At 74.8% G+C, this 26,293-nt stretch carries 2 protein-coding genes; both read left to right on the top strand.

Annotation, left to right across the window (positions count from 1 at the left end):
* Positions 1-43: 43 nt before the first annotated feature.
* On the top strand, positions 44-307 hold the full coding sequence (locus tag ACWPN5_RS28705; protein ID WP_492298818.1) for a hypothetical protein: 264 nt from the start codon (positions 44-46) through the stop codon (positions 305-307).
* Positions 304-20,388, top strand: coding sequence for a helicase-like domain-containing protein (locus ACWPN5_RS28700; protein WP_492298816.1), 20,085 nt, complete (start codon positions 304-306; stop codon positions 20,386-20,388). The genes ACWPN5_RS28705 and ACWPN5_RS28700 overlap by 4 nt, the downstream gene beginning before the upstream one ends.
* Positions 20,389-26,293: the final 5,905 nt, after the last annotated feature.

Here is a 26,293-nt window from a genome sequence, read left to right as displayed (position 1 = left end):
CGGCATGAGCAAAAGCATGATACGCGTTGAGGACGCAAGCCGGATGCACGCTTCCGGGGGTTCCCGTCGCGAGCCGGCGCCCGTCGATCCGCTCCTCCACCGTCTGCGCCGTCTCGGCCTGCCCGAGGACGCACTCGAGGCGGCGGCCGACGCTTACGCCGACAACCTCGCCGCCGCCCTGGCCGCCGGGGCCGATCCCGCTGCGGCGCTGGAGCGCGCCGCCTTCGAAGCCGCCGGACCGATGCCCGGCGATGCCCCCCATTCCGACGACCCCACGAACGCCTTCGCGGCGGGAGAAGACCGATGAGCGACGTTTCGATGACCGTTTCCGGCGACTCGGAGGACACCACGTTCGCGCTTCGCCGCCCGCCGCACCGCACGCCGGCGGAGGATTACGCGCTGTCCATGACGTCGGAATCTTCGGCCTGGGCGCGCTGCGAGGATGCCCGGCGCGCCGTGTGGAGGGCGGCGAAGCGGGGCCGCGGGAAGGCGGTCGAGGCCGCGCTCGCCGTCCTCGCGGAGGGCGGCCTTCCCAAGGCGCGCCGCCGCGCCCAGAGGGTGCTGGCACGCGCCGGCGTGCCCCACGACGCCGTCGCCGCCTTCGACGACGCCGCGCACCTCTACCGGGCGGCGAGCGTCGAGGCGACGCACGCCGTGGCCCGTCTCGGCGATCTCGGCGTCCGCGTGCCCGAGGAGGCGGCGCGCGACATCGCCGCCTTCCGCCGGCAACTGCTGCAGGCGGCGCGGCGCCTCAACCCGACCATCGGCGTCACGGCGGTCCAGGAGCTGTGGGGAGAAGGCGCCGCCCTGGTGGCCAGCGGTGCGGCGAGCGACGGCCGCATCCGCGTGGCCGGCATGTTCGAGCGCGCGAAGGGGCTGGCGTCCATCTCCATGGACGTCGCCCGGTTCGACCCGCTCGACACCGTCTACCACGAGGGCTGGCACAGCCTGGAGGCGCTGCTCAGCGAGAAGGACCAGCAGGTGCTGGCCGAGGAGTTCCCGGGCACCGAGCAGCTGTCGCACCGCGAACGGGTCGCCTACGCCTTCGGCGCCTGGGCGGCGCGGCGCGACCGCAGCGGCCCGCGTGCCCAGCGGGTGTTCGAGCGGGTCGGACGCTTCTGCGGGCGGCTGGCCAACTGGCTGGACTCCCGCGGCTTCCAGACGGCCGAAGACCTGTTCGAGCGCGCCTACGACGGCGATTACGGGCGCCGGGCCGCCAAGCTCGCCCGGCGCGACCCGAAGGCCTTGCGGACCCAACGGCCGCTGATCGGCGACGCCACCGACCCCCGCCAATACAGCCTCGGCGCGGCGCCTTGGCAGCCCCCCGACCGCTTCGGCTCCGACGACCCGCGTTGGCGGGCCGCCGAGGCCCGTCTGGCGGCGGCGGCGGCCGACGGCGACCGCCTCGTCGCCGCCGCCGCGCTCGACGCCGCCCGCCGCCAGGCGGCCGACCCGCTGTGCCGCGACACGCTGGTGCACATGGCTCCCTCGGCGCTGCTCGCCCTCACCGCGGACCCGCGGCCGGGCCTGGATCGGCCGCCGCCGGACCTCGAGCGCCTGCGCGGCGAGATCGCCGACGGCGGCGCCGAAGCGCTTCCCGAACTGACCCTGCGCATGCCCGATGCGGAAGCCCGCGCGCAGGGCTTCTCCGCCGCCCCCGGGCGTTTCAGCCGGCCAGGGGACGCCCCGGCGGGCACCGCCGAGGTCATCGGGTGCCGTGCCATCGGCATCGTCCACCTCGCCCGCGAGATGGGGATCGAGCGCGTGCCGGTCCGCCTCCACCTGCGCGACGACGCCGTGCCGTGGCCGCTCGAGCCGCGCTGGGGGATCATGCCCTGGCGTCCGGCCGCCCTGGCCGGAATGGAGCATCCGGGCGGACGCGCGCGCGTCGCCATGCCGGACACCCCCGCCTGGCCAGCCGAGATGGTCGCCCGCAGCGCGGAGCTTGCTCCGTCCCCGCGTCTCCGCCCGCGTCTCCAGTACAGCACCGGCGTGCTGTCGGACGCCCCGGCGGCGCCGCGCAACCACGTCATCGCCGACCCCGCCCGGCTCGGCACCCGCAGCCCCAAGCGCCGCGCCGCCGACAACATCGCCGCCATCGAGACGCTGCTTCTCGTCGAGGCCGACGGGCGGCTGCCGACCGACGACGAGCGCCGGCTTCTCGCCGCCTATTCGGGGTTCGGCGGCGTGCCCCAGGTCTTCGAACCGTGGCGGGCCGCCGAGCAGGGCTGGCAGCCCTACGCCGACGCGCTGCAGGCGCTGCTCGACCCGGACGAATACGCGGCGCTCCGCGAAAGCGTGAAGAACGCCCACTACACCGACGGCCGCGTCGCCGCGGCCATGTGGGACGCGCTCGCGGCCGCCGGCGTCACGGCCAGCCCGGATCACCCGGTGCGTGTGCTCGAGCCGGGCTGCGGTCCCGGCTGGTTCATCGGCCTGATGCCGGAGGCCCTGCGCGACGCCGCCGTCACCGGGATCGAGCTCGACAGCGTCAGCGGCCGCATCGCCCGCCTGCTCTATCCCGGCGCCGACATCCGGCTGGAGAACTTCGCCCGGACCGCGATTCCCGACGACTGGTTCGACCTGGCCGTCGGCAACGTCCCCTTCGGAAAGTACCACCTGTTCGACGCGCGCTACGCCGATCTGAAGCCCACCGTCCACAACCATTTCCTGTTGAAGAGCGTGGATCTGCTGCGGCCCGGTGGCGTCGCGGCGCTGATCACCAGCACCTTCACGCTCGACGCCGCCGACACGGGCGTCCGCGAGGCCCTGCGCGACAAGGCGGAGCTGGTCACCGCCGTGCGGCTGCCGGCCAACTGGGCCGGGCAATCCGCCGGCACCGAGGTCGCCGCGGATCTGCTGGTCCTGCGCAAGCGCGCCGAACCGCTGTCGTCCCTGCGCGCCGCCGACCGCGACGCGGTGATCGCCGCCGAGCCGGACTGGATCGCGGTCCAGACCGTGCGCGACCCGCTCGGCGGGCCGGAGATGAAGGTGAACCGCTGGTTCGCCGACCATCCCGACCGGGTGATCGGACGCCTGGAGCGATCGGGCACCAACCACGCCGGCGAGCATCCCGACGTCACCGCCCGCCTTCCGCGGTTGAAACCGTCCAACGTGCCGGAGCGCGCCGCCGCCGAGTTGCGGGACCGCCTCGCGGCACTCCCAACCGACCTGTGGAAGCCGGTGGAGCGCTCTCCGGTCCAGGCCGTGGAGACGGCGCCGGCGACCGCCCGCGAAGGCTCCTACCTGCTCGACTCCGCGGGCGCGCTGCGCGTCGTCGTCGACGGTGCCCTCGCCGTTCCGGCGATCGGCGATCGCCCCTTCACCGCCGCCGAGGAGCGGCTCGTCCGCGACGGGCTGGCGGTCCGCGACGCGCTGCGCCGCGTGTTCGCCGCTCAGCGGGAGGGCCGCCCGCAGGGCGAACGCGACGCCGGGCGCACCGCGCTGCGCGAAGCCTACGAGGCGTTCGTCGCCGCGCACGGCGCCATGCGCGGCCGCCGGGCGGTCCGCCTGCTGGCGGCCGCCCCCGACGGGCCGATGCTGTTCGCCCTCGAGCAGGTGGCTCCGGACGGCGCCATCCACCGGGCGGACGTGTTCGAGCGCGACGTGCTGGCCGCCGTGACGCCGCCCGACCGCGCGGCCACGCTGGACGACGCCCTGGCCATCGTCCTCAACGAGTCCGGAGCGATCGACAGCGCCCGCATGGCCGCTCTGCTCGGCACCGCGCCGGCGGAGGTCGAGAGTCGCCTGGTCGACACCGGTCTGGCCTTCGAGGACCCGGCGACCCGCCGCCTGGTGACGCGGGACGACTACCTGACCGGCGACGTGCGGTCCCGCCTTGAGGTGGCGCGTCTCGCCGCCCAGACGGAGGAGCGCTTCGCCCGCAACGTCCAGGCGCTGGAGGCGGTGCAGCCCGACCCCATCCCCTTCTACCAGATCGCCGCCCGCCTCGGGGCGCCCTGGGTGGCCCCCGCCCACATCCGCCGCTTCGCCGCCGAGCTTTTCCAGATCCCGCCGGAGGCGGTCGAGGTCGGCTACTCGCCGGTGGACGGGCGCTGGGAGTTCCGCGTCACCGGCGGCCACCGGACGGCGCCCGGCGTCGCCACCACCTGGGCGACCGACCGCGCCGACGGCGCCGAGCTGATGCTGGCGGCCCTCTCGGGGCGGCCGCCGGTGATCAAGGACAAGACGAAGGACGGCGGACACGTCATCAACGCCGAGGAGACCCTGGCCGCGCGGATGAAGGTGCGCGAGATCCAGGGGGCGTTCCGCGACTGGATCTGGCGCGACCCCGAGCGGCGCGCCGAGCTGGCCGGCGTCTACAACGAACGCTTCAACCGGTCGGTCGCGCGGGTCTACGACGGCGGCCATCTGACCTTTCCGACCATGGCGCCGGAATGGGCCGCCCGGGCGCGCGCCATCCAGAAGAACGGCGTCTGGCGCGCCCTGCAGGGCTCCACGCTGCTCGGCTGGGAGGCCGGGGCCGGCAAGACCTTCGCCCTGGTGGCGGCCTGCGTCGAGGGCAAGCGCATGGGGCTGCACCGCAAGCCCCTGCTCGCCGTGCAGACCACCACGCTCTACGGGCCGGACAGCGTCGTCGAGACGGCCCGCGCGATGTATCCCGCGGCCAAGATCCTCGCCTGGCCGGACAAGCAGACCGTGACGCCCGAGGAGCGCCGCCGCTTCTGGGGGCGCGTCGCCACCGGCGACTGGGATCTCGTGGTGGTCCCCCACGACCCCTTCGACATGATCCCGCTCTCCCCGGCCCAGGAGGAACGCTTCCTCCAGGAGGAGAAGGCGGCGTACCGCGAGGCTCTGCACGGGCTCGACCCGGACGAGTCGGAGCGCACCGTCAAGCACATGGAAACGCGCATCGCCGAGATCGAGGCGCGCATCGAAGGCCTGCTGAAGGAGGGGCGCCGCGACGACGCGGTGTATTTCGACGATCTCGGCGTGGACCACATCGCGGTCGACGAGGCCCACCGCTACAAGAACCTCTACGTGCCGACCTCGCTGGGCGAGATCCGCGGCCTGCCCTCGCAGGCCAGCCAGCGGGCCGCCCGGATGTTCGCGCGCTGCCGCTGGCTCCAGGACCACGGCAACCGGGTCCTCCTCGGCACCGGCACGCCGCTGAGCAACAGCGTGGCGGAGCTGTACACGCTGCAGCGGTTCCTCCAGTACGAGGATCTGGCGCGGGCCGGCATCGAGCATTTCGACGCCTGGGCCCACACCTTCGCCGACATCGACACCACGCTCGAGATCGACGTGGTCGGCCGCCTGCGCCCGGTGACCCGCCTGGCCGGCTACGACAACCTCCTCGAGCTGCGCCGCCTGTCCGACCGGGTGATGGACGTCGTCTTCGTCGAGGACATCCCCGGGGTGAAGCGGCCGCGCAAGCTGGTGCAGGTGGTCTCGGCCCCGCCGAGCCAGGCGCAGCGCGACTTCATCGCCCGCCTGGGCACGCGCGCGGCGAACCTGAAGTCCGCCGATCCGCGCGACGACAACATGCTGAAGATCGCCACCGAAGGCCGGCTCGCCGCGCTCGACATGCGGTTGGTCGATCCCGCAGGACGCGAGTTCGCCCAGTCGAAGATCCACCAGGCCGCCGACAACGTCGCCCGCATCGCGCGCGACAACCCGGGAACCACCCAGCTCGCCTTCTTCGACGTCGGCATCCACCCGACGAAGACCAGCGGCGATTTCACGCTCCGCCAGCTCTTCAAGGACCTGCTGGTCGAGGCGGGCGTGCCCGCCGAAGACATCGCCGACTTCTGGGAGGCCGAAGGGCGCGAGCGCGAACGGCTGAAGGACGCGCTGAAGCGCGGCACGATGCGCGTCGGCATCGGCAGCAGCGAACGCCTGGGCACCGGCGTGAACGTCCAGGACCGCCTCATCGCCGTCCACCAGCTCGACTGCCCCTGGCTGCCGGCCCACGTCAACCAGCGCGACCGCAGGGCGGAGCGCCAGGGCAACCCCCTGCCCGAGGTCCACAGCCTGCGCTACGTGACCGAGGGAACCTTCGACGCCTTCGGCTGGCAGCTCCAGGCGGCCAAGGACCGCTTCATCCGCGAGTTCCTGCGCGGCACGCTGGGGCTGCGGTCGATGCGCGACGAGGACCCGGCGGAGCTGTCGCCCGCCCACATCATGGCCATCGCCACCGGCAACCCGCTGCTGCTGAGGCGCGCCCAGCTCGAGGCGGAGATCGTCGAGGCAGAGGCTGCGCGGCGGGCCGTCGAGCGTGAGCGCGACCGGTTCGACCGCGAGATCGCCCGCCTCGGCCGCACCGTCGCCGACCTCGACGCCCGTCTGCCCGGCGCCCGCGACGCCGCCGAAACGGCGCGCGGGGTGCTCGACGGCCGGCTGCCCGTCACCGTCGACGGCGCCGAGCCGGCCGACCGCCGCGCGCTCGGCGAGGCGCTCACCGCCCTGCTCAAGGCGGAGGCCGACCGGCAGCAGGCGTTCCGCGCCGACGTCTCCGTGCCTCCGGCGGGCGAACGCACCGTCGGCGCCGCCGGCCCCTGGCCGATCCTGCTCCCCGCCGATCCGGAGCTGCGTCACCGCCAGACCCCGCTGATGGTGCTGGCGACGCCGGACGGGGCCACGGACATCCGTTTGAATCTCCGCACGCCCCTTGGGGCCGCGGGGTCGCTCGAAGCCGCCTTGCGCGGCGTCGTGGAGAGGGCGGAAGGGCTGGAGCGGATGCGGGCGGCGGCGGCGGCCGAGATCGCGCAGTTGCGCGCCGTTCCGTTGCGCAGCCTCGGCGACGCATCGGCCATCGAAGCCATGAAGGCCGAGCTGCGCAAGATCGAACAGATCCTCCAGCTCCCCGATCCCGACCCGCAGCGCGTCGACGCGATCCTGGCCAACCGCATGCTGGATCACGCCGAGGCCGCGCGCCGGCTCGACCTCGCCCTGGTCGGGGCGGAAAACGCCCCGGCCACCCGGCGGGAAGCCGCCGCCTGGGCCGCCGCGGTCCGCCGCCTCGACCCGGAGCAGGTCCGGCCTGCGCCGGTGCTGCTGCCGGTCGGCCATGCCCTGCCGCAGCCCGTGCCCGACGGCGCCGAAGCGGGATCGGACGCGGATGTCCCGACGATGGTCCGGCCGGAACCGGCCGGCGCCGAAGGGCCGCACCCCTCCCCCGACCAAGCGGTTGCCGGCCAGCTGCTCGGTCTCGCCCGCGTCGGCCACCGCGCCGACGTCCCGGTGGACGCCGTCGCCGCCGAGATCGACCGTCGCGGCGATGGCTGGGCGGACGCGCTGGGCTGGCCCACCGGCCGCGGCGCGCTTTACCGCGACCGCCTGTCCGGGGAGGAATCCGCGCTCGGCGAGATCCTCGGCGGCGGGGACGCCTGGTCGCGGGTCGCCCTGCGCTGGGAGCCCGCCGTCGGGCCGAACACCGTTCGGCGCGGCTGGCTCGCGGAACGGATCGTCAACGGAGCGCGGTCCGGCCTGCCGGACGCCGACCGGCGCCGCGACTGGGCCGCGGCGGTCAAGGAGTTCGAGGCCCGCTTCGGTCCGGTCGACGACGTCCTCGGCGCCGTCGCCGAGCGGGTTCCGGCGGCGGTGTGGAAGACCGCCACCGGGCGCGCGGCGCCCGAAGCGGTGACGCCGGCCGCCGGCGCGGCGGTGGCCTTCAAGGCCGGCGACCGCGTTCCGGACGATGGCGCCCCGCTCAACGACCCGGCCCCGTCCGACGCGTGGCGCGCCGGGACGGTGCGCATCCTGATCGGCTTCCCGCACCAGGTGGACAGCCGTACCCTGTCCGGCGAGGTGCGCGGCAGCTTCGCCGTGCATGAAACCTGGGCTCCTGAGGAGGACCCCCGGCCCGAAACCCCGTCCTGGTCGGTCTCGCACCTGCCGTCCGGCCTGCGGGCCAACCTTCCGCTGCCGACCGTCGAGGCCGCCCGGGCCTGGGCGGACGGCCTGATGGCGCTGCCCTACCGATGGGAGGATGTCCGCGACACGCTCCCCGCCGATGAACGCCTCGACGACGGGCGTCCGATCCGGGAGGTCGCAGGCGCGCTTCATCGCGCGCTGTCCGACGCCCGGACGGTGGAGGACATCGCCGAGGCACTCCGCCGGTCGGCGGCCGCGACCGCGGCGGCCGGACGCCGTTACGAGGCGCCGGTGGCGGGCACGGCCGCCGCACGCCGCCTCGGCCTGTTCGGCGGCGAGGTGGTCGAGCGCGCCCGCGCGCCGCGCCGGGGACAGCAGCAGGAGCTGACCGCCGCAGCACCGCCGCCCGCCGTCTACAAGGTCGGCGACACCGATCCGGAGCGGCCCGACCCGCTCAACGAGTCCGGCCCCGCCGACCGTTGGGAACGCCGGACGATCCGCGTGCCCCTGCAGCGTGTCGAGGCCCCCGCCGAGGTCGCCGCTGAGGTCTGTGGCAGCTTCGGCGTGCATCGGATGATCGTCGGCGAGGGTGAGGAACCGGTGCGCCGGTGGACGGTGACCCATCTGCCGACCGGTTACGCGGCCGGTCCGGTCGACCGGTGGGAAACCCGCCAGGAAGCCCGGGATTGGACAACCGTCCTCAACGCCCTGGCCTACGACTGGAGCGCCGTCCGCTCCCGCCATCTGGCCGCGGAGATCTTGCCGGACGGGCGCGGCCTGCACGACGTGATGCGTCGTCTGTCCCGGCGGCTTTCCGAGCGCGGCTCCGGCGGGCCGTCCATCGCCGCCGTCATCGAGGAGGAGACCGCCTTGTCCCGGGCCGCCGCCGCCCTTCGCGGGCGTGAGGCGGAGATCGCCGGGCTCGCGGCGGACGCCGCCGCCCGGACGGACGGCGGCACCCCCGGCGTGGCCGTCGTCGACGTCGCCCCTGGCATGGTGGCGGTCGCCGGCGACCGCGACGCGGCGGCCGCGCTGAGCGACGCCGAGCGCTTCGCCGTGGCGATGCCCGGCGGCGGCGAGGTTCTGCTTGTGCGGAACCGCCTCGACCGCGTCGCCGCCGAGCTCCGGGCATCCGTCCGGGGTGTCCTGACCAAGGGCGTCGACGCGGACGCTGTGTGGTCGCCGGCGCCCGAGCGTGCCTGGACCGGCCGGTTCGGCGCCTCGCCGATCCGCGTCCGCTTCACCCCGGCGTCGGAAAACCGCGGCTACCCGCTGTTCCGCGTCGAAGCGGCCGATTCCTCCAGCCCCTTCCCGCTCCATGAGCGCGACCGCTCGGCGATCCTCTCCGGCGACTATGGCGAACGGGTGTCCGATCCCCGTGCACGCTTCGCGGCGCTCGCCGGGGCGCGCGCCATGCTGGTCGCTGGACTGCAGGAACGCTACGCGGCGCGATTGGAGGCCGGGCAGACCCCGGTCGCCGCTGGCCATGTCCCGCATGTCATCGATTCCGGCTTGAACCAGGGGCCGGGGGCCACGCGGGCGTCCTTCCTGCACCACGCCGCCGCGGCCCTGAGCGCCGCCGAGCCCGCCGACCCGCGGATCGCCCTGCTGGAGCGGATGGCGGCCGAGCCCGTCCTGACCGCGCCGCGGACGGCGTTCCTGGAACTGGACCGCGATCCGGTCTCCGGCGCCGACCGGTCGGAGCCGGCCCGCCGCCGGGCCTTGGCCGAGCTGGCCTTCCAGGACGCCCTCCTCGCCGGCGATGCCGACGCCGCGCGCACCCTGGCCGCCGCGCTGTCCGGGCCGGGCCGCGAGGGAGACGGCACCGGCGCGGCCGGCGTCGCCCGGGCCCTCGCGCTGCGCCTCGCCGAGGCCGGCGACGGTGTCCGCGCCGAACTCGTGACCACGACCGACGCCGCGCGCGCCGGAGCCGTCGGCTACGCCGTGCCGTCCGAGGCCGCCCCGCCGCGCCGCCTCGGTTTGTTCGGCGGCGAACCCCTTCCCCGCAACCGCGCGCCCCTCCCTTCCACCGGCGCCGCGAACGAGGTGACCCCCATGCAGAACGACGACGCCCAGTTCTCCGCGGGTCCCGACGCGGCCGGCGACCGCTTCGCCATCGATCTGGCCGGCCGGCTGCTGGCTGCGGGGCTGACCCCGGAGACCATCGCCGAAGGGCCGTTCACCCGGACCTACGGCGCCCCCGACGATCCGGAGGCGAGCGTGGAGGTGACCATCGGCATGGCCGACCGCACCGGCCGGAAGGTGCCGCGCGGCAAGATCGGCGTGGCGATGCCCGTGCGGGACGGCGTCAAGCCCTGGCGCCGGGAATACCCTCTGGCCGGCGGGCCGGAAGGCATTCTCGCCGCCGCCGCCGCGGCCCGTCTCGCCGACGGTCCGGCAAGCAGCGCCGCGCTCGCCCGCGCCGCGGCCGCCGGCGATCGCACCGCCGATGAGGCGGTGAATCTGCGCCTGGCGCGCGCGGCGCGCGCGCTCGTGGCCGGCCACATCGACACCGCGGGGTCCGACGCGGCCACCGCGGAGGCGGTCGCCGAGCTCGCCGGCCGGACCGTCGTCGCGCAGGGGCGGATCTCCGGAATGGCGGGAAACCGTCCCGATCCCGACCTGTGGGTGTCGGTCAACGGCCGCCACCCCGATCGGCCGCGCAAGGTGACGAAGGGCTGGGTCGGCGCGACGCTCCCGGCGCAGAGCCTCGCCGACGGCACCACGGTTCCCGCCCGCCACTACGACGCGACGATCGCCGATGTGGCCCGGGACGCCGCGCGCGACCGTGCCGCCGCCGCGTTCGGCGCCGATCCGGCCACCCCCCTCCCCGATCCGCTCCGCCTCACCGGAGTGCCCGCGGCGCTGATGGCCCACGCCCGCGGCACCTTCCGCGCCGGGTCGCCCCGGCAGACCGACGCCGCCAACGCAACGCTCGACCGCGACGGGCGCCGCTCCGCCGTCGAGGCCCGCTTGACCGGAAATCCGGCCCGTCTCGACCCGCGGGAGCTGGACTCCCGGGCTTGGTTGGACGACGGCGCCACGGCGGCGGAAAAGACCTACGCGCGGCACCTCGCGCGGGAAATCGGCGCCTGGGCGGCCGCCCGGCAGGCGGCGGCGCTGCACCGCCATCCCGGCGACCTGGGTTGGCCCACCGTTGCGTCCTGGCTTGCCCTGCCCGGGACCGGTTTGGGCGGACCGGCGTGGGACACCCTGCGGGAAGCGGACGATCAGCGAGCCGTGCACGCCACGCTGGCGGCGGCGCGCAAGCGTGAGCGCCGGTCCCGCCATCCTCGCCCGACGGACATGACGCTGACGGCCTGGGCCGCCTTCCGCGGCCTGCCCGAGGACGCCGTGCGTTCCGAATGGACCCGCGCCCGTGACCGCGCCGCGACGGCGGCCGGGCCGATCGCGTCCGACGCATTCATTGACGGGAATCCCGAGAACCGGAACACCGACGAAGCCACGAAGAACCAAACCACAACCAACGAAATCACGACCAACGAAATCACTACGAATGACGAAGCGGCGGCGCCGCGCCTGCTCGTCATCACCCAATGCGGCGCCGCCAAGGCGACGGATTCGCCCGACCGACTGCTGCCGGCCGATTTCCGCTCCGGCGAAGACCATCTGGCGGCCCGGACGGCCGCCCTGTTTGAGCAGGCCATGCCGGCGGAGCGCATGTACGCCGGGCGGCATCACCAGGCGCTGATGGCGGGCGTCGACGCGTTGCGCGCGGCCGGGGCCACGGTCGACGTCCACATCCTGTCCGCCGGCTACGGCCTCCTGCCGGGCGCCCGCCCGATCGTTCCCTACGACGTCGCGCTGCGCGACATGACCCCGCCGGAGCGCACGGCCTGGGCGGTCCGCACCGGAGCGCCGATGCGGGTCAAAGCGCTGCTGAGCGGCGGTGGGTACGACTCCGCCATCGTCGCGCTCGGCGCCGATTATCTGGACGCTCTCGACCTGTCGCACCGCGACGCGGCCTGGGCGCAGCCAACCCTGGTCCTGACCAGCCTGGCGAAGGCGCGGGATCTGCACGACCGTGTGCCGGAGCAGGCCCGCCTGTCGCCGGTCGGCGCCGCCGAGGCTCGGGCGTTCAAAGCCCCGCTGACCAGCCTCAAGGGGGTGATCGCCGGGCGCCTGCTCGCCTCCATCGCGGAGGACGTCCGCAACGGCCGCGCCGTTTCCCACGACCTCGGTCTGGTCAAGAGCGGGGCGGCGGACGCCGTCGTCGAGGCGGTCCCCGCCGCATCCGCCGCGCTGCCCCGCCTGACCGACGCTCCGCCGACGGACAGCGTGCCGTTGCCGCTCGGCAGCGCGCCCATCACCTGGGAACACGATGTGGACAGCGGGGCCATGCTCGCCGAAACGCAGGGCCTCTCCATCGAGGTGAAGCCCGCCGACGGCGGGTGGATCGCCGTCCGCAACGGTGTCCCGGTCGCGTCGGGCGAGCCCGCGGTGCTTCAGGCCCACGCCGAGGCGCAGTTCTCGCTCGGGCGGTTCGACGCCTTGAGCGCCTGGGTCGAGCCACTGGAGGACCGGCTGGCGCGGTTCGCGGAGAGCGCCGGCTGGATGACCAACGGGGTCGAGATCGGCCCCGACCCGCTCACCGGCTACGCTCCCGACAAGGCGAGCCGCTTCAACGTGACGGTCCGCGACGGCGTTCCGATTTCCGGGGACGGGGACGGGGAGGACTCGCGTGCATTGCCCCGCTACACCGTCGTGGAGACGGTCATCGACGACCTCGGCTACCTCCGGGATCACGTCGTTCTCGAAACCACCAGCCTCGTCCGCGCCGTCGGCGTCGTGCAGGCCCTGACCGGAAGCGCCTTCGCGCAGTACGGGTTCCATCCCGACCCGATGGTCCTCGCCCGTCAGGACGGCGAGCGCCACGCCCGCGAGATGCTGCTCGCCAACAGCATCGACGGCCCCCAATACAGCCTGTCCTCGGACCCGACGATTCAGGGATGGGTGCGCCCGCTCGGCGACCGGCTCGCCGCCTTTGTCGATGAGGCCGGATGGACCGACGCCGGCCGGCAACGCAACTACGGAGCGGGCCGTCACTTCGCGCCCCCCGACTGCGCGGACCTGGCCATCTCCACGGACGCCGGCGATCCGCTGCCCGGCGACCCGGCGCCGATGCGCGAGAGCAGGTTGCTGCCCCGCTACACCGTGACGCGATTCGTCGCCGACCCGGACGGCGACCTCGGCGTCGCCGTTCTGCACACCACCGACCTGGGGCGCGCGGTCGGCGCGCTTCGCGGCATGCAGGGCACCCCGAAGGCCCTGGCCGCGGCCGTGACCGAGGTTCCGATGGCCTCGGCGATCGACGGTCCGCAATTCAGCGTCGGGGACATCGACCTCGGCCCCCTGGAGCGGATGCTGCACGACGTCGCGACCGCCTCCGCGCCGTTCGGCGTCGCCCCGCCGGCGACGCTCACCGCCCATGACTCGCGCGTCGTCCGCAGCGCCTACACGAACGGGCTGATCGTCAACGACGGCGCGCGCCATGCCGGAGCAGGGGCTGGCGTCCGCCTGACGTCCGCCGGCCGGGAGCGGCTCGCCGCCGTCCTTCACCAGCCCCAGTTCGCCGTGGCGCCGCAACGGCCGATGCCCTGGCAAAACCAGCCGCCGGCAGCCTCGGCGGCGCCGGCCGCCCCACCCTCGCCTTGGGCGCCCCCGCCGAACGTCTTCCCGACCATGCCGGCCGTGCCGCGGCCCGACGCGGCCGCCGAACGCGATGCTGCCGCAAAACGTGGCGCTGGAAAGGAGGGCCGGACCTTCGCCGGTGCCGGCGACACCGGGCCGCGGCCAATCGACCCGTCGGCCATCGCCGAGCGCATCGCCGACGTGCGCGGCTCCGACGCGCTGCGGTCGGAGCTGCTGGAGGTCGTCGACTTTCTGCGCGACCCCGGCCGCTACACCGCGCTCGGCGCCAAGCCGCCGAAGGGCATCCTGCTGGTCGGCCCGCCCGGCGTCGGCAAGACCCTGTCCGCCCGCGCCCTGGCCGGCGAAGCGCAGGTGCCGTTCTTCGCCGTCACCGCGACCGACCTGATGAGCAGCTACATCAGCGAGAGCGCGAAGAACATCAAGCGCCTCTACGAGACCGTCGGCCACAAGGCCGGCGAGCACGGGGCGGCGATCCTCTTCATCGACGAGATCGACGCGCTGGGCAACCGCGAGACTGCGGAGGGGCCGAACGCCCAGACGGTGACCGAGCGGGTGAACGCTCTGCTCGACGCCATGGACGGCTTCGACGCGGCGCCGGGCGTCCTCACGCTCGCCGCCACCAACCGCGAGCACGACATCGATCCGGCCATCCGCCGGGCCGGGCGCTTCGACCGCACGGTCCGCCTGGAACTGCCCACCATGGACGACCGCCGGGACATTCTGGCCGGTCACACCGCCCGCATCGCCGGCCACGACATCGATGTGGTCCGGCTGGCCGAGGCGACCGCCGGGGCCTCCGGCGCCGACCTCGACGTGCTGGTCAACGAGGCCGCCCTCGCCGCCGCCCGCCGGCAGGCCCGCGTGGTGACCATGGACGACTTCGCCACCGCGCTCGCCCGCCAGGGGTTCGGCGCCGCCACGGCGCTGCCCGACCGGGCCGCCACGCTGGAGCGCATCGCCGTCCTGGCGTCCGGCGGCGCCGAGGACCGGCAGGCGGCGACGCAGCTCGCCCTGAAGGCGGTGCTGGAATGGGGCCACGCCCCGTCGGTCGCGCCGGCCGCCTGGCCGGTCGGGCGCTTCGCCTCCCTGTCGCCGGACAGCAAGCGCGAGGCCGAGCAGGCCGCCCGGGCGCTCGTCGACGAAGCGGTCCGCGCCGCGGCCGATGCGGCCGCAACGCCGGAAGGCTTCCTGAACCGCGCGGTGACCTGGGCGCGCCTGCGCCTGAGCAAGGCAAGCGCCGGCTTCCGCGACGCTCACCTGTCGCCGGCGCCGCAGTTCAGCGTCGGCGACGGCACGGCGCGCATCGACCTCGACACGCTGCTCGGCGATGGTGATGACGGCCGGTCGCGGATCGTTCAACTCCTCCCCGGGGAAGCCCAGCGCCTGTCCGGTCTGGAGCCGCTGACCCCGGAGCAGCTGCAGGCCGCACATGAGTCCGTCCGCCGCAGCGTCAGCGCTCCCCCGGAACCGTCCGCCAGCCTCATCGACGGCGGCGCCGCCTTGCGCCGCAGCTTCGAGCGACGCCTCGACCTCGTGGCGGAAAGCACGGGCTTTTCCGACCGGGAGGTGCTCGCCGACACGCTGTCGATGGGCTACGACGCGATGCGCAACGGCGTCTATTTCGGCCCGAGCGACGCCTGGCGGCGGTCGGAAGAGCGCTACCTGAAGACGCTGGGCCGCTACCGACGGCCCGAGGACCGCATCGCCGTCGCGCAGATGGTCGCCGAAACCCTCGCCGGGGTCCAGGCGACGGGACGGGACTTCCTCACCCCCATCCTGGCGGAACGCGGCGTGGCGCAAGAAGCGCTCACGCCGCCGCCGGTGGCGGAGTTCATGGCCCGGATGATGTTTCCGGATGCCGAAACCGTGCAGAGGATCATCGACGACAAGGGCTACGTCGCCGTCGCCGACCCGTCGGCCGGCGCCGGTGCCGGCGCGCTCGCCGTTGCCGAACGGCTGCGCGAGCTGGGCATCGACGCCCATCAGCACCTTTACGTCGACGCCACGGTCGAGGACCCCACCCTCTACCACGCAACCTACCTGCAGATGGCGGGCGCCGGCGTCCCGGCCACGGTGACGCACGGCAACGCACTGACCGGGGAGGTCCGCGAGCGGGCGATGACCGCGGTCACCACACGGGTCCCCGGCCTTTTCCGCCTGTCGCCCGAGGCGCCGGAGGTCCTGCGCGCCCAGGCGCAGGCGCGCTTCGCCCGCAACCTCGGACTGGTGATCGGAGCCGGGCAGGACCGGGACGTTGCCTCCCGCGCTCAACCCCAGGCGGCCGAAGCCGAGGCGCGGCGTGCGGACGGCAGGGTCCGCCGGCAATACAGCCTGGGAGGACCCGCGCACCTCGACCGGATGATCCTGTCCGCGGCGGAAGACGGAATGGCCGACCTCTCCGCCTACGTCACCCCGGCGCCGCTGAAGGCCGTCTCCGACCTGGCGCCGCCCGGCGTCATCGAGGAGGGCGCCAAGCTCGCCGAGCGGCTGATCGGCGAGGCGGCGCGGGACGGTGTCCTGCCCTTCGGGCTCGCGCTCGGCGATCCGCGCCAGCACAGCGGCGTGGCCGCCGCCTACCGGGCCGCCCACGCCATCGCGTCGGAGCCCGACAACGCCGCCAACCCGCGCCGCGCCGCCCGCGCGTTGCGGCAGCTTCCCTCCTTCTACGCCGGCGACGCCGGTTTCCTCGCCCGCGACCTCGACGCCCTGGCCGCCGGCCTCCCGCACGGCGAGCAGGACCGGGGGCGCCTCCTCCTCCACCAGCTCGCCGTGGCGACGGAGGCGCTGCACGCGTCCCCGGAACTGGTCCATCTCCAGTCCTTCGGCCTCAATGCCCCGGAGCCCGACAGCCTCGACGACGCGCTCCGCCACCCCTACCGACCCGGCCTCAGCCACGCCCTCCAGCTCATCGCCCATCCCGAGGTGGAGACGGCGATGCACGCCCCGATCGCGCTCGGCGCCCTCAACCGCGCGGGCGATCCCCAGGCGATGGTGCGGCAGCGCTGGGAGCTGGGCCGAGCCCTCGTCGCCCATGACCTGCTGACGGAACGCGTGACGGCGATGCGCGACGGCATTCTGGGCGCCGGCGGAAACACCGCGTCGGTGGACGCCGACCTCGCCGACCTGCGCGCCGGCCGGACTAAGGGGGTGATCGACCGTGCGGTCGAACGCGCCCGGCGGGAGGAGGCCGACCTGGAGCGGCATCGGGATCTCATGCAGGTCATGGAGGCCGAGGGCATCGACGCCGCCATGCGGGTTCTCGATGCGGACGAGGGGCGCCGGGCGGCCCGGACCCGCGTTCAATACAGCCTCGGAGCCGCAGACACCGGCACCGACACTGGCGAGCCGCCGACCATGGCCCGCCTGATCCTGCTGGCCAACATGGGCATGGACCGCGCCGCCGTCGCCGACCTGATCGCGCTCGCCTCGCCGGAACACGGCCCGCTTCACCCCGCCCACCGGGCCTGGCTCACCGGCCCGATCGCCGTCCATGATTGCGGCTGGACCAACGCGGAGCTGAAGTCCCCGGACGCGACGGCTCTCAAGGCGATGATCACCGCCGAGCGGATCGAGCGGATCATGGCCGAGCGCGCCGCCGACGGCGAACCGGGGCCGGCGGCCACGCCGGCGGAAATCGCCCTGGCCATGCGCCCGGCCATCGTCGCCGGCGCCCGTTCGAAGGAGGCCTACGAACTCTACGCCTGGGCGGTGATCAGCGCCGCCGCCGGCGACGCACAGCGCCGGGCGCTGCTGACCGACGGTCGGCCCTTGTCCGTCGACGCCGTGTCGGGCCTGTGGTCGTCGATCGGCGGCGACCGCATCACCGACGCGGAGGTCCAGGACCCGGCGACGCCGCTCGGCACGCTGTGGCGCCACATCGCCCAGCGGGTCCGCTCGGCGAGCCTCGACCGCGGCGCGGCCGAACCCGTCGCCGCGGAGAGCCGGCCGGCGCCGGCCGAGGCCGCAGCGGCGTCGCGCCGGCCTTACACCGTCCCGGCCGCGGGACAGCCCATCGTCCGCCTGAACCTGTTCGAGGCCCCCATGTCCGAACGACAGCGCTCACCGTCGCGGTCCCGTGACGCCGCCCGCACTCAGTTCGCCCTCGGTGCTGACGGCGCCGACCCCCAGTTCCTTCCTGAAGCCGGTCTGCTGGACCGGGCGATGCCGACGCTGCGCGCGATCGGCCTCGTGTCGATGCTCGTGCAGGCGGGGAAGCTGGTTCATCACGGCGTCGTTCTGGTCTCCCCCCATGTCGATGCGGGCATCGACGCCGCCGCCGCGATGGCCCACGAGGCGGCCGTCGCGCTCCGCACCGCGATGGAACGGTCCGACCGTTCGCCCGAGGAACTGGCCGCCGACCTTCACGCGGTTCTCGGCAATCTGCTGCCCGGGACCGGCGCCGACGATCTGCGCCTGTTCGCCCGCACCTTCCTGAACGTCGCCGATCTGCCGACGGCGGACCGGCTGCGCGAGGGACTGGCCAGCATCGACCGGGCGCGCGGGACCTCCCACGCCGCCGACTTCGACCGTCTGGCCGCCGAAGCCGGCGGCATCCTGCGCGACGGGTTCGACGCCGTGGCCGCCACCGTTCCAGGCGTCGACCTCGACGGCGCCATGACTGCCGGCTCCGAGCTTGTGCACGGATCCCGGTCGACCGGCGCCGACCTTCTCGAGGCCATCGCCGACGGAATCCGGCCATCGCCGGCGGACTACACCGCAGCCGACCTTCGCGGTCTCCACCATTGGCTCTCCGGTGACCCGGTCGGACAGGCCGCGAATTCCATCATTGATGTCTCCCTCCAGGCCCGCCAGACCCTGTCCGACGCCCTGGGCGCCGCGGCGGACGCCCTGCGTCCCGGCCTGCTGGAACAGTTGGGCGCCAAGGCCGACGGCCTGATGCGCGAGGGAGAGACCCTGCTGCAGGGGGCGCGGGCGTGGCTGGAGGCGGGGGCCGCCGGGGAGACGGCGAGCGGTCTGTTCGCCCGCCTCGCCGCGTTCGGCCATGACCTTGCCGATTTCGGCCGTCAGGCCGTCGAGCGGGGCGCCGACCTGCTCCAGCAGGCCGGGATCGATCCGGCGTCGCTGGCCGACACGGCCGGGCGCATCGCCCAAACCGTGCAGTTCTCCACCGGCCGGTCGGCGTCCCATGAGTCCGTGCCCTTCGGCGGCGACGTCCAAAGGATGGCCGCGGAAGCGGCGCTGATCGCCAACCACGCGCGTCTGCTGGACGCCTGGGCCGCGGCGGTCGACGCCGCCGAGCGGGGGCGCCCGGATCTGGCCGGCGATCTCGCGGTCCACGGGCTGTCCGCCGCGGAGATGCTGCTGCGTGCCGTCGGCGAGCCGGGATGGCTCTCGGACACCCGCGGGCGCCTCGATGCGCAACCGGCGGCCCGCCGGGCGCGGGCGGCGGAGCATGTCGCCACCCTGGTCGGACCGTTGCTGCCGCAGCTCGACCCCGCCTCGGCCGCGGCGCTGTCGGGTCCGGCAGGGGTGGGCGCGACGCTGTGGCTCGCCGAGGGCGGGGAAGACGTTCCGCGCGACGGCACGACCGAGCGCCCTCAGTTCAGCATCGGCGACGCGCTCGCCCAATGGACCGGCCGTCTGCCCTTCGCATCGCCGGTTTGGCTTGCCGAAAGCGCGCCCTGGCGTCTGCCCCGTGACGAGTTCGTCCAGGAAGCCGGCCGGCGCGCCGCCGAGTTCGGCGCCGAGGCGGCCATCGGTGATCTCGCCGCCTTCGCCGACGCTCCCAGGGGCGGCGTGCTCTACGCCGCCGACGGCCGGCTGTCCGTCGGCCTCGATCCGGCCGACCCGGCCCGCGCGGCCGCCCAGATCCATCTCCACGCCGTCGCCGCCCGCCGGGACGCCGGAGGCGCCGTGCCCGCCGCCGTGCTCGCCTCGCTCGGCGCGGATCTCGATCTGCTCCGGAGCGCCCGGCGTGAACTGGCCCTGACGCCATCGGCGACGGCGGCGCAGGTCGCCGAGTTGGTCGCCCCGCCCGAGCCCGTCCAGTATCGCGTCGCCCCGCCGCGCCTGGCGCTCGGCGCGGCGGAGGCCGCCGCCCTCGACGGCGTGGCCGAGATGGCGGTGGGCTGGGGCGCGCGCGTCCTTCGGCGGCGCGCCCCGGACCGCACGGAAAGCGGTGAGCGGCTTCCCAGCGCCGAGCTGCTGCTCGAGCTTCCGGACGGCGCCGCCCTCAAGGCCCTTCTCGACCGCGTCCAGGAGGACCGGCGTTTCGATTGGATCGCCCCCTCCCTGACCATCGATGGCGCCGCCGTGTCGGCGCGGGCCGCCTCGACGCCGATGCGCGCCGAGGGCCGCCGCCCATGGCTGGCCCGGATCGAGGGGATGCGTCCCGACGGTTCGCCGCAGCGCCGGTTCGTCGTGCGGGAGCCGGTCACGCCGGACCGCGCCCGCTTCGCGCTCGGCGAGGACGGCGTCTACGAATACCGGCATTTCGGGCGGTCGGGCCGGGAATCCGGCTTCCTGCGGATCGACGGCGGGCTGGCGCTGCCGGTGTCCCGCGAGGAGGCGCTGCGCGCCGTCCCCCCGTGGCCCCCGAACCGGCGGCGCGCGGCGCGGCGCAATTCTCCCTGGGAGGCGGTGCGGTGGAGCGCGTGCGCACCGGCGCGCTCGCCGGCGCGGAAGCCCGGCAGGCCTACCAGGACGCCTGGCAGCAGCACGCCGAAGCCCTGGCCGCCCTGCCCGCCGACCCCGACTACGCCCTGTACGCCGAGGCCTGCGACATCGTCGCCGGCCACATGTGGAACCGCGGCTTCCAGCGCGGCGACGTCGGCATCGCGACGAGCTACGGCAACATGCGCCTGCCCGGCTTCGTCAAGCCCGGCCTCGGCATCGCCGTCATCCCCTACTGCAGCCTGACCGTTCCGCCGGAGGGCATCACCGGCATGGCCACGGTGGCGCCGGTGGAAGGGCTGCCGCCCTTCGGCCCCGAGGACATGACCTGGGGCCTCGTCCACGAGTCCAAGGGATCGGTGATCAGCCTGCGGTCGGGCAGCCTGTCGGGCGACTTCCGCCTGCCCGAGTCCGCGGCGCGGGCGGCGGACGCCATCGCCGGCGTCACCGACTGGCTGCGGCTGGACGCCGACGGCTCCTTCAGCAACGACGCCCTGGTGCGCCACCGCATCATGAAGGAGGTGCGCCCGCATTTGGAGGCGGCGCAGACGGAGGACGCCGCCGCCTGGCGCGAGCGCGTGTCTCCGAATGATCCGGCGTTCACCGGATCGGCGCTCGATGCGCTTCATGCCCGCGGCTTCGACACCGCCGACACCTGGTGGGTGGGCGTTTCCGACGGCGAACGGCCGGAGATCGACCTGCACCGGCGCCCGGTCTTCCTCTACGACAACAAGGAGGACGCCGCCGAGCAGAGTCAGGAGGACGTCGCCCCGGTCTATGTCCGCCAGACGCGCCCCTTCGCCGATCTCACCGATTGGTCCCGCATGCGGAGCGAGGCGGAGGTCCGGGCCGTCCTGCGCGAGTGGTTTGCGCACAACGGCCCGATCGTCGCCGACGCCATCGCCTCTCGTCATCTGGAGGACAACGACTACGACGACCTGTTCGAGCGTCTGCCGGGCGAGGACCGGCAGACGCTCGAGGCGACCTGGGGTCCGTTCGGGGAACTGACGGACGATCAGAAATACGAAGCGCTGTTCAACGCCTACGCCCATGGCTTCGAGTTCGACCAGTTTCTGCACATGGTCGCCGAAGGCGAATGGGTGGACATGCACCACGAATACTCCGGCGACGCGGTCGACAGCGTCGTCGGATCGTTCGAGGCGGCCGGCTTCGGCGGCGTCATCTACACCGACTGCTACTGGCGCGACAACCCGACCATGCTGGCGGTGTTCGACCCGGGCAATCTCGCCTTCGCGCCGGACCAGCTTCCGGAGACCATGGAGCAGGCGCTGTACGGCGCCCAGGAGGCGGCGGAGCGCGAGCAGGCGTGGTTCGCCGCCCGCTCGCAGGCCGAGGTGGCCGAGCTGACCGCCCGGCGCGACGCCGAGATCGCCGCCTTCAACGTCACCGAGCTGCGCCGCCAGGGCTTCGACGTCGCCCGCCCGCTGTGGGTCGCCGTGCCCAACCCCGACCTGCCCGAGCTGCGCGACCTCGCCGACGCCGACCGGCGCATCACCCTCTACACCGAGCGCGCCGACTGCCTGGCCTTCGCGCCGGGCGCCGCCGACGGGCTGACCGCACCGGTCGCCGTCTACCTCGACGCCGGTCGCCGGGCCGATCTCACCGCCGCCGAATGGCCGCAGGATCTTCGCGAGGCCGTCTCGGTCTGGCTCGACGCCCGGCCGATGTCGCCGAACCCGTCGAACCACCCGACCAACGGCGACCTGCTGCGCGCGCGGGGCGTCGCGGACCTCCAGGCCCTGGTGACCGCCGCCCGCGACGGGTCCTGGCACCGCATCCCCGACGGCCGCGACCTCGCCGACCGCTTCCTCGACGGCCTGCAGGACGCCGGCTTCGACAGCGTCGTCATGCACGACCGTCCCGAAGCGGGCACCGTCGTGGTGCGCTTCGCCCAGGACAACGCGGCCAAGGCGCTGCGCGTCGCCTGGGACCGGCCGGACGGCGTCGGGCCCCACCGGCGCAGTTTCGGACGGGATGCGGAGGGCCAGGCCCTCGCCACCGACGCCAACGGCACGCTGTCGCTCGGCCTCGCCAAGCGCGCCCACGAGGCGGGCGTCGACCTCGGGCTGGCCGCCCTCGCCGGGACGGAGCCGCGGCGCGGCCTCGGCTTCCGCGGCGAGGTCGCCGACGCCGTCATGCCCCAGCTCGACGATCGTCTGGGCATCCGCCTGGAGCAGCCGGACGTTCCGCCGCTGAACAGCCCTCTCGACCGTGCGGAGGAGGTGGTGGCCGGCGTGCAACGTTGGCTCGGCGGGGACGCCGTCATCTTCTGGCAGATCCCATCGGCGGGCTTCGTCGCTCCCGGAGCGGCGCCGGCGACGATCCTGCGGGCCTTCGACGACGACGCGCGGCGGGCGCACGACGCGGTGCCGTCGCTGCCCGGCTTCTCCGAAATGGAGCAGAACGGCAGTTCCTTCGCGGAAATGACCTTGGAGCTGAAGGAGGCCCTCGCCGCCGCCCGTTCGTTGACGGCGGCCGGCGTTCCGGTCGTCGTCGCCACGCTGGAGGAGAACGCCACCGACATCCAGCTGCGCGGTTGGGACCGCGTCGGCACCGGCGCGGTGCATGTTCTGTACGCCTCGATGACCGCCGACGAGCTGTTCGGTCCGGAGGCCGGAACGCCGGCCGCCGCGCCGTCCGCGGCGCCGCCGCGCCCCGTCGCCGACCGCTACCGGGCGGTCGCCATGGGCGCGCGGCGCGGCGAGATGCCCGCCCTGGCCGAGGCCGGCGGCTACGTCATCGCCGGGACCAACGCCGAACGCGCCGCCGCCGCCTCGCCGCTGCTGGCCGAGCGGCTGGTCGGAACCGGCGTTTCGGCGACGGTGGCCTTCGCGGCGGAGGAAGGCCCCGCCGTCGCCCGCGACCTCGCCGCCGCGCAGACCCGCCTCGCTCTCGCCGAGACCCCGGACCGCCGGCAATGGCGCTTCGTCGCCGTGGACGGCGCGGCGCCGCCGGCCGGCCGGGCAGCCGACCAGGCGGTGGAAAGCCGTCCCGTGCCGGCGGCGCCCGCCTCCGCTGCGGCGCCGGGCTCCAGGGCTCCCGCCGCTCCGCAGGCCGCGCCCCAGCCGGCCGCCGACCTGGAGGTGGACGGCGAGCAGATCGTGCTCTACGGCCGTCTGGCCGAACGGGCCGCCGACGCCGTGGACTGGCTGCGCCCCCGCCTCGGCGAAGGCCCGAGCGGGCGCGTCGAGACCTGGTTCACGCGGGCCGACGCCGCGTCGGTGGCCGGCGCCGTGCCGGACGTCGCGGCGGCGTTGCGCCGGCATGGCCTTCTCGCCGCCGATCCCGCCCAGACGTCCCTCCCGCTGGACCCGCCGCAGCCCGCGCGCCCGGTCGAGCGGAACCACGCCGCCGCAGCGGCGGCGCCCCTCGATTGGCCGGCCGGAACCCATCCGGAGATTCGCCGCCTGCTCGACGATCTCCTGCTCGTGGAGACCGATCTGCGCGGACGGCCGCGCGACGCCGCGCTGCGCGATCTGGCGCCGCTGGTCCAGCAGGGGCCGGACGCCGTCAGCCGCCGGCACGAGGCGGCCGCGGTCGACCTGGCCGCCGGCCTCCGGCACGCCGGGGCCCCGTGGAACGATGTCGCCGACGAGCACGGTCTGCTGGCCGTCGCCGACCTTGCCCGCATCGCCCGCGGCCATGGTGGCGCCTCGGTGCTGTCGGCCCACACCCTGGCCACCGCGCGGAGCCGGCTCGCCGGCGATCTCGGGGCCGCCCTCCAGGCCGTCGGGGAACCGGCGGCGTCCGTGGCCCGGATGACCGGGGTGACGCCGCGGGTCGACCGGCTCATCGCCCTTCAGGCCATGCCGCCCACCCCGGAGCGGCTGGAGGCGCTTCAGCGCCGTTCCGATCCGCTGGTCCGGACGCCGGAGAGCGGCGCGGCCGCCGCCCGCCCGGTCACGGCCGCGGCGCCCGCACGCCCGCCCGCCCCGGCGGCGTCCGGTCCGGCGCCGGTCGTCATCACGCCGGGCGCGCCCTCCGCGGCGCGCAGCCCCGCCGCGGCCCCGCCGGCGCCGGCCGTCGTCCGTCCCGACCGCGGACCGGTCCGGCCGTCCGCCCCGCCGCCCCCCACCCCGCCACAGACGGACGCGCACATGATCCGGGAAGAAGTCCAGTCGCTGCTCGCGCGCATCAACACGGCCCCGGGAGACGCCGAGGTCGCCCGCACCGAGACCCGTCAGGCGGGCATGCTCAACGAACATCTGGCTTTGGAGCTGGGGTCCTCCTTCGGCACCGTGGTGCCGCTGCAGAACGGCTACGTCCTCTACCGCGACCCGACTCTGGACGGCCGCTACCGCGGCGCGCCGATCGCCAACTTCCTCCAGACCGCGGGGCCGGACGGGGCACTGGCCGGCATCGTTCCGCCCTCCGCCCTCGATCTGCTCGCCGACTACACCGGCGAACACGTCCGCGGCATGGACGAAACCTTCCCCGCCGCCCTGCGCCAGGTCCGGGCGGAGCTGGTGCAGATCGCCCGGCAGGTCAACCCGCACGCGGAAATCCGCGTCGTCGACCGGCTGTACGGCTCCGACGACGTGTCGATCGGGGGCATCGCCGACGCCGGACGGCGGCCCCTCCTCGGCCTGTGGTTCGAGACCCACAAGGTCTGCGCCATCAGCCAGGACATCCGGCTCGGCGACCCCGTCGAGACCGGCTACCACGAGATCTACCATTCCATCGAAGGTCTGCTGAAGCCGGAGGAGAAGCGGGTGGTCGAGGCCGCCTTCGGTCGCCCGCAGGAGCACGGCTACAACGACCGGGCGGCCGAGGCCTTCGCCAAATGGGCGGCCAAACGGTACTTCGCCGGAAAGGCCGGCCAGAAGCCGCCCGCCGGCATGAGCGGGCTTGCCCGCTTCGCCGACCGCATGCGCAACGCCTTCGAGGGCAACGGCTTCCAGAGCTGGGAGGACATCTACCAGCGGACCGTGGAGGGCCGCGTCGCCGAGCGGGCGCGCGTCTTCGACGTGACGGCGAAGATCCCCGTCCGCGAGGCGGCGAAGATCGCCCGCAGCGCCGGGCTGGAGAAGCTGGCCGATACCTACGAGGCCTACGCGACCTTCACCGGCCGCTGGCAGAACGGCCTTGCGAACGCCGCCCGCTCGGCGATGAACACGGTGCTCGGCCGCCGGCGCAAGGAGGCGCGGGACGATGGCCCGCCCCTGACCGGCGAACAGCTCTACCGGGCTCTGCGGCGCTACGCCTCGGACCGTGACATCCGCGCGGCGGTGGAAGGCGCGGGGTATCACTCCATCCGCGACGGCGCCCGCCTCACCGGGTTGCTCGTCGACCGCGACCGCCAGCTCCAGGCGGATCTGACCACCGCCTCCCAGGCCACGCCGGTGGCCGTCGAAGGCACGCAGCCGGCGGTGGCACGCGGCGCCGACGGACCGGTGCGCCTCGGTGTCGGCGGGCGAACCGGGGAGCGCCCGGCCTGGGAAAAGACCCTCGTCGAGTTCTGCGCGAGCGAACCGCTCGCCCGCTACGCCCGCGCCGACACCAACCGTCATGGGTACCAGAACCAGATCGAGGTGTTCGGCTGGCCGGCGGACGCGCCGCAATGGGAGGTCCGGGTTGACGACCCCGCGGTGCGTGGCGACGCGTCCGCCGCGGCGCGGGTGCTGCACCACCAGGTGCTCCGCCAGGCCCTGGACGCCGGCCACGCCGTTCCGCCCCGCGTCGCCGAGGCGCACCCGGACCTGCTGCCGCGGGCGCTCGCCGCGGCGGACGCGGCCATCGACACGGCCTCCCGCCTCGGCGCTCCGGAGCCCTACAGTCCGGCGGTGCCCGGCGCGGCCCGGCGCCCCGGCGGCGACCGCGTGGCCGCGCGCACGCCGGACGGCCGCTCCCTGGCGGCGTCGACACCCGAAGCCGATCCGCTGTGGCGGCCAGCGGACAGGCCGATGGCGGACCGCCCGTCCTACGCGGCCCCGGAGCCGCACAGCCCGACACCCCACGGGCCGGCGCCGGCGGTCGCCGTCATGGAGCGCGACGCCGCTCCGAGGGTCCAGGCCATGCCGCCGCTCGACCCGCGCTCCACCCCCCTGAGCGGTGCGGACCGGCGGAACCAGGGTCAGCCGCCCGATGCCCTGATGCAGCGCATCGCCAACGCCCAGGCGGCGGTCCAGCC

The sequence above is a fragment of the Azospirillum sp. UENF 211521 genome (genome assembly GCF_058780535.1).
This window is presented reverse-complemented; position numbering and strand designations above follow the sequence as displayed.

Bases quoted from the DNA above. Each gene is read 5' to 3' on its own strand.
- ACWPN5_RS28705 (WP_492298818.1), top strand. From the start codon at position 44: ATGCACGCTTCCGGGGGTTCCCGTCGCGAGCCGGCGCCCGTCGATCCG.
- ACWPN5_RS28700 (WP_492298816.1), top strand. From the start codon at position 304: ATGAGCGACGTTTCGATGACCGTTTCCGGCGACTCGGAGGACACCACG.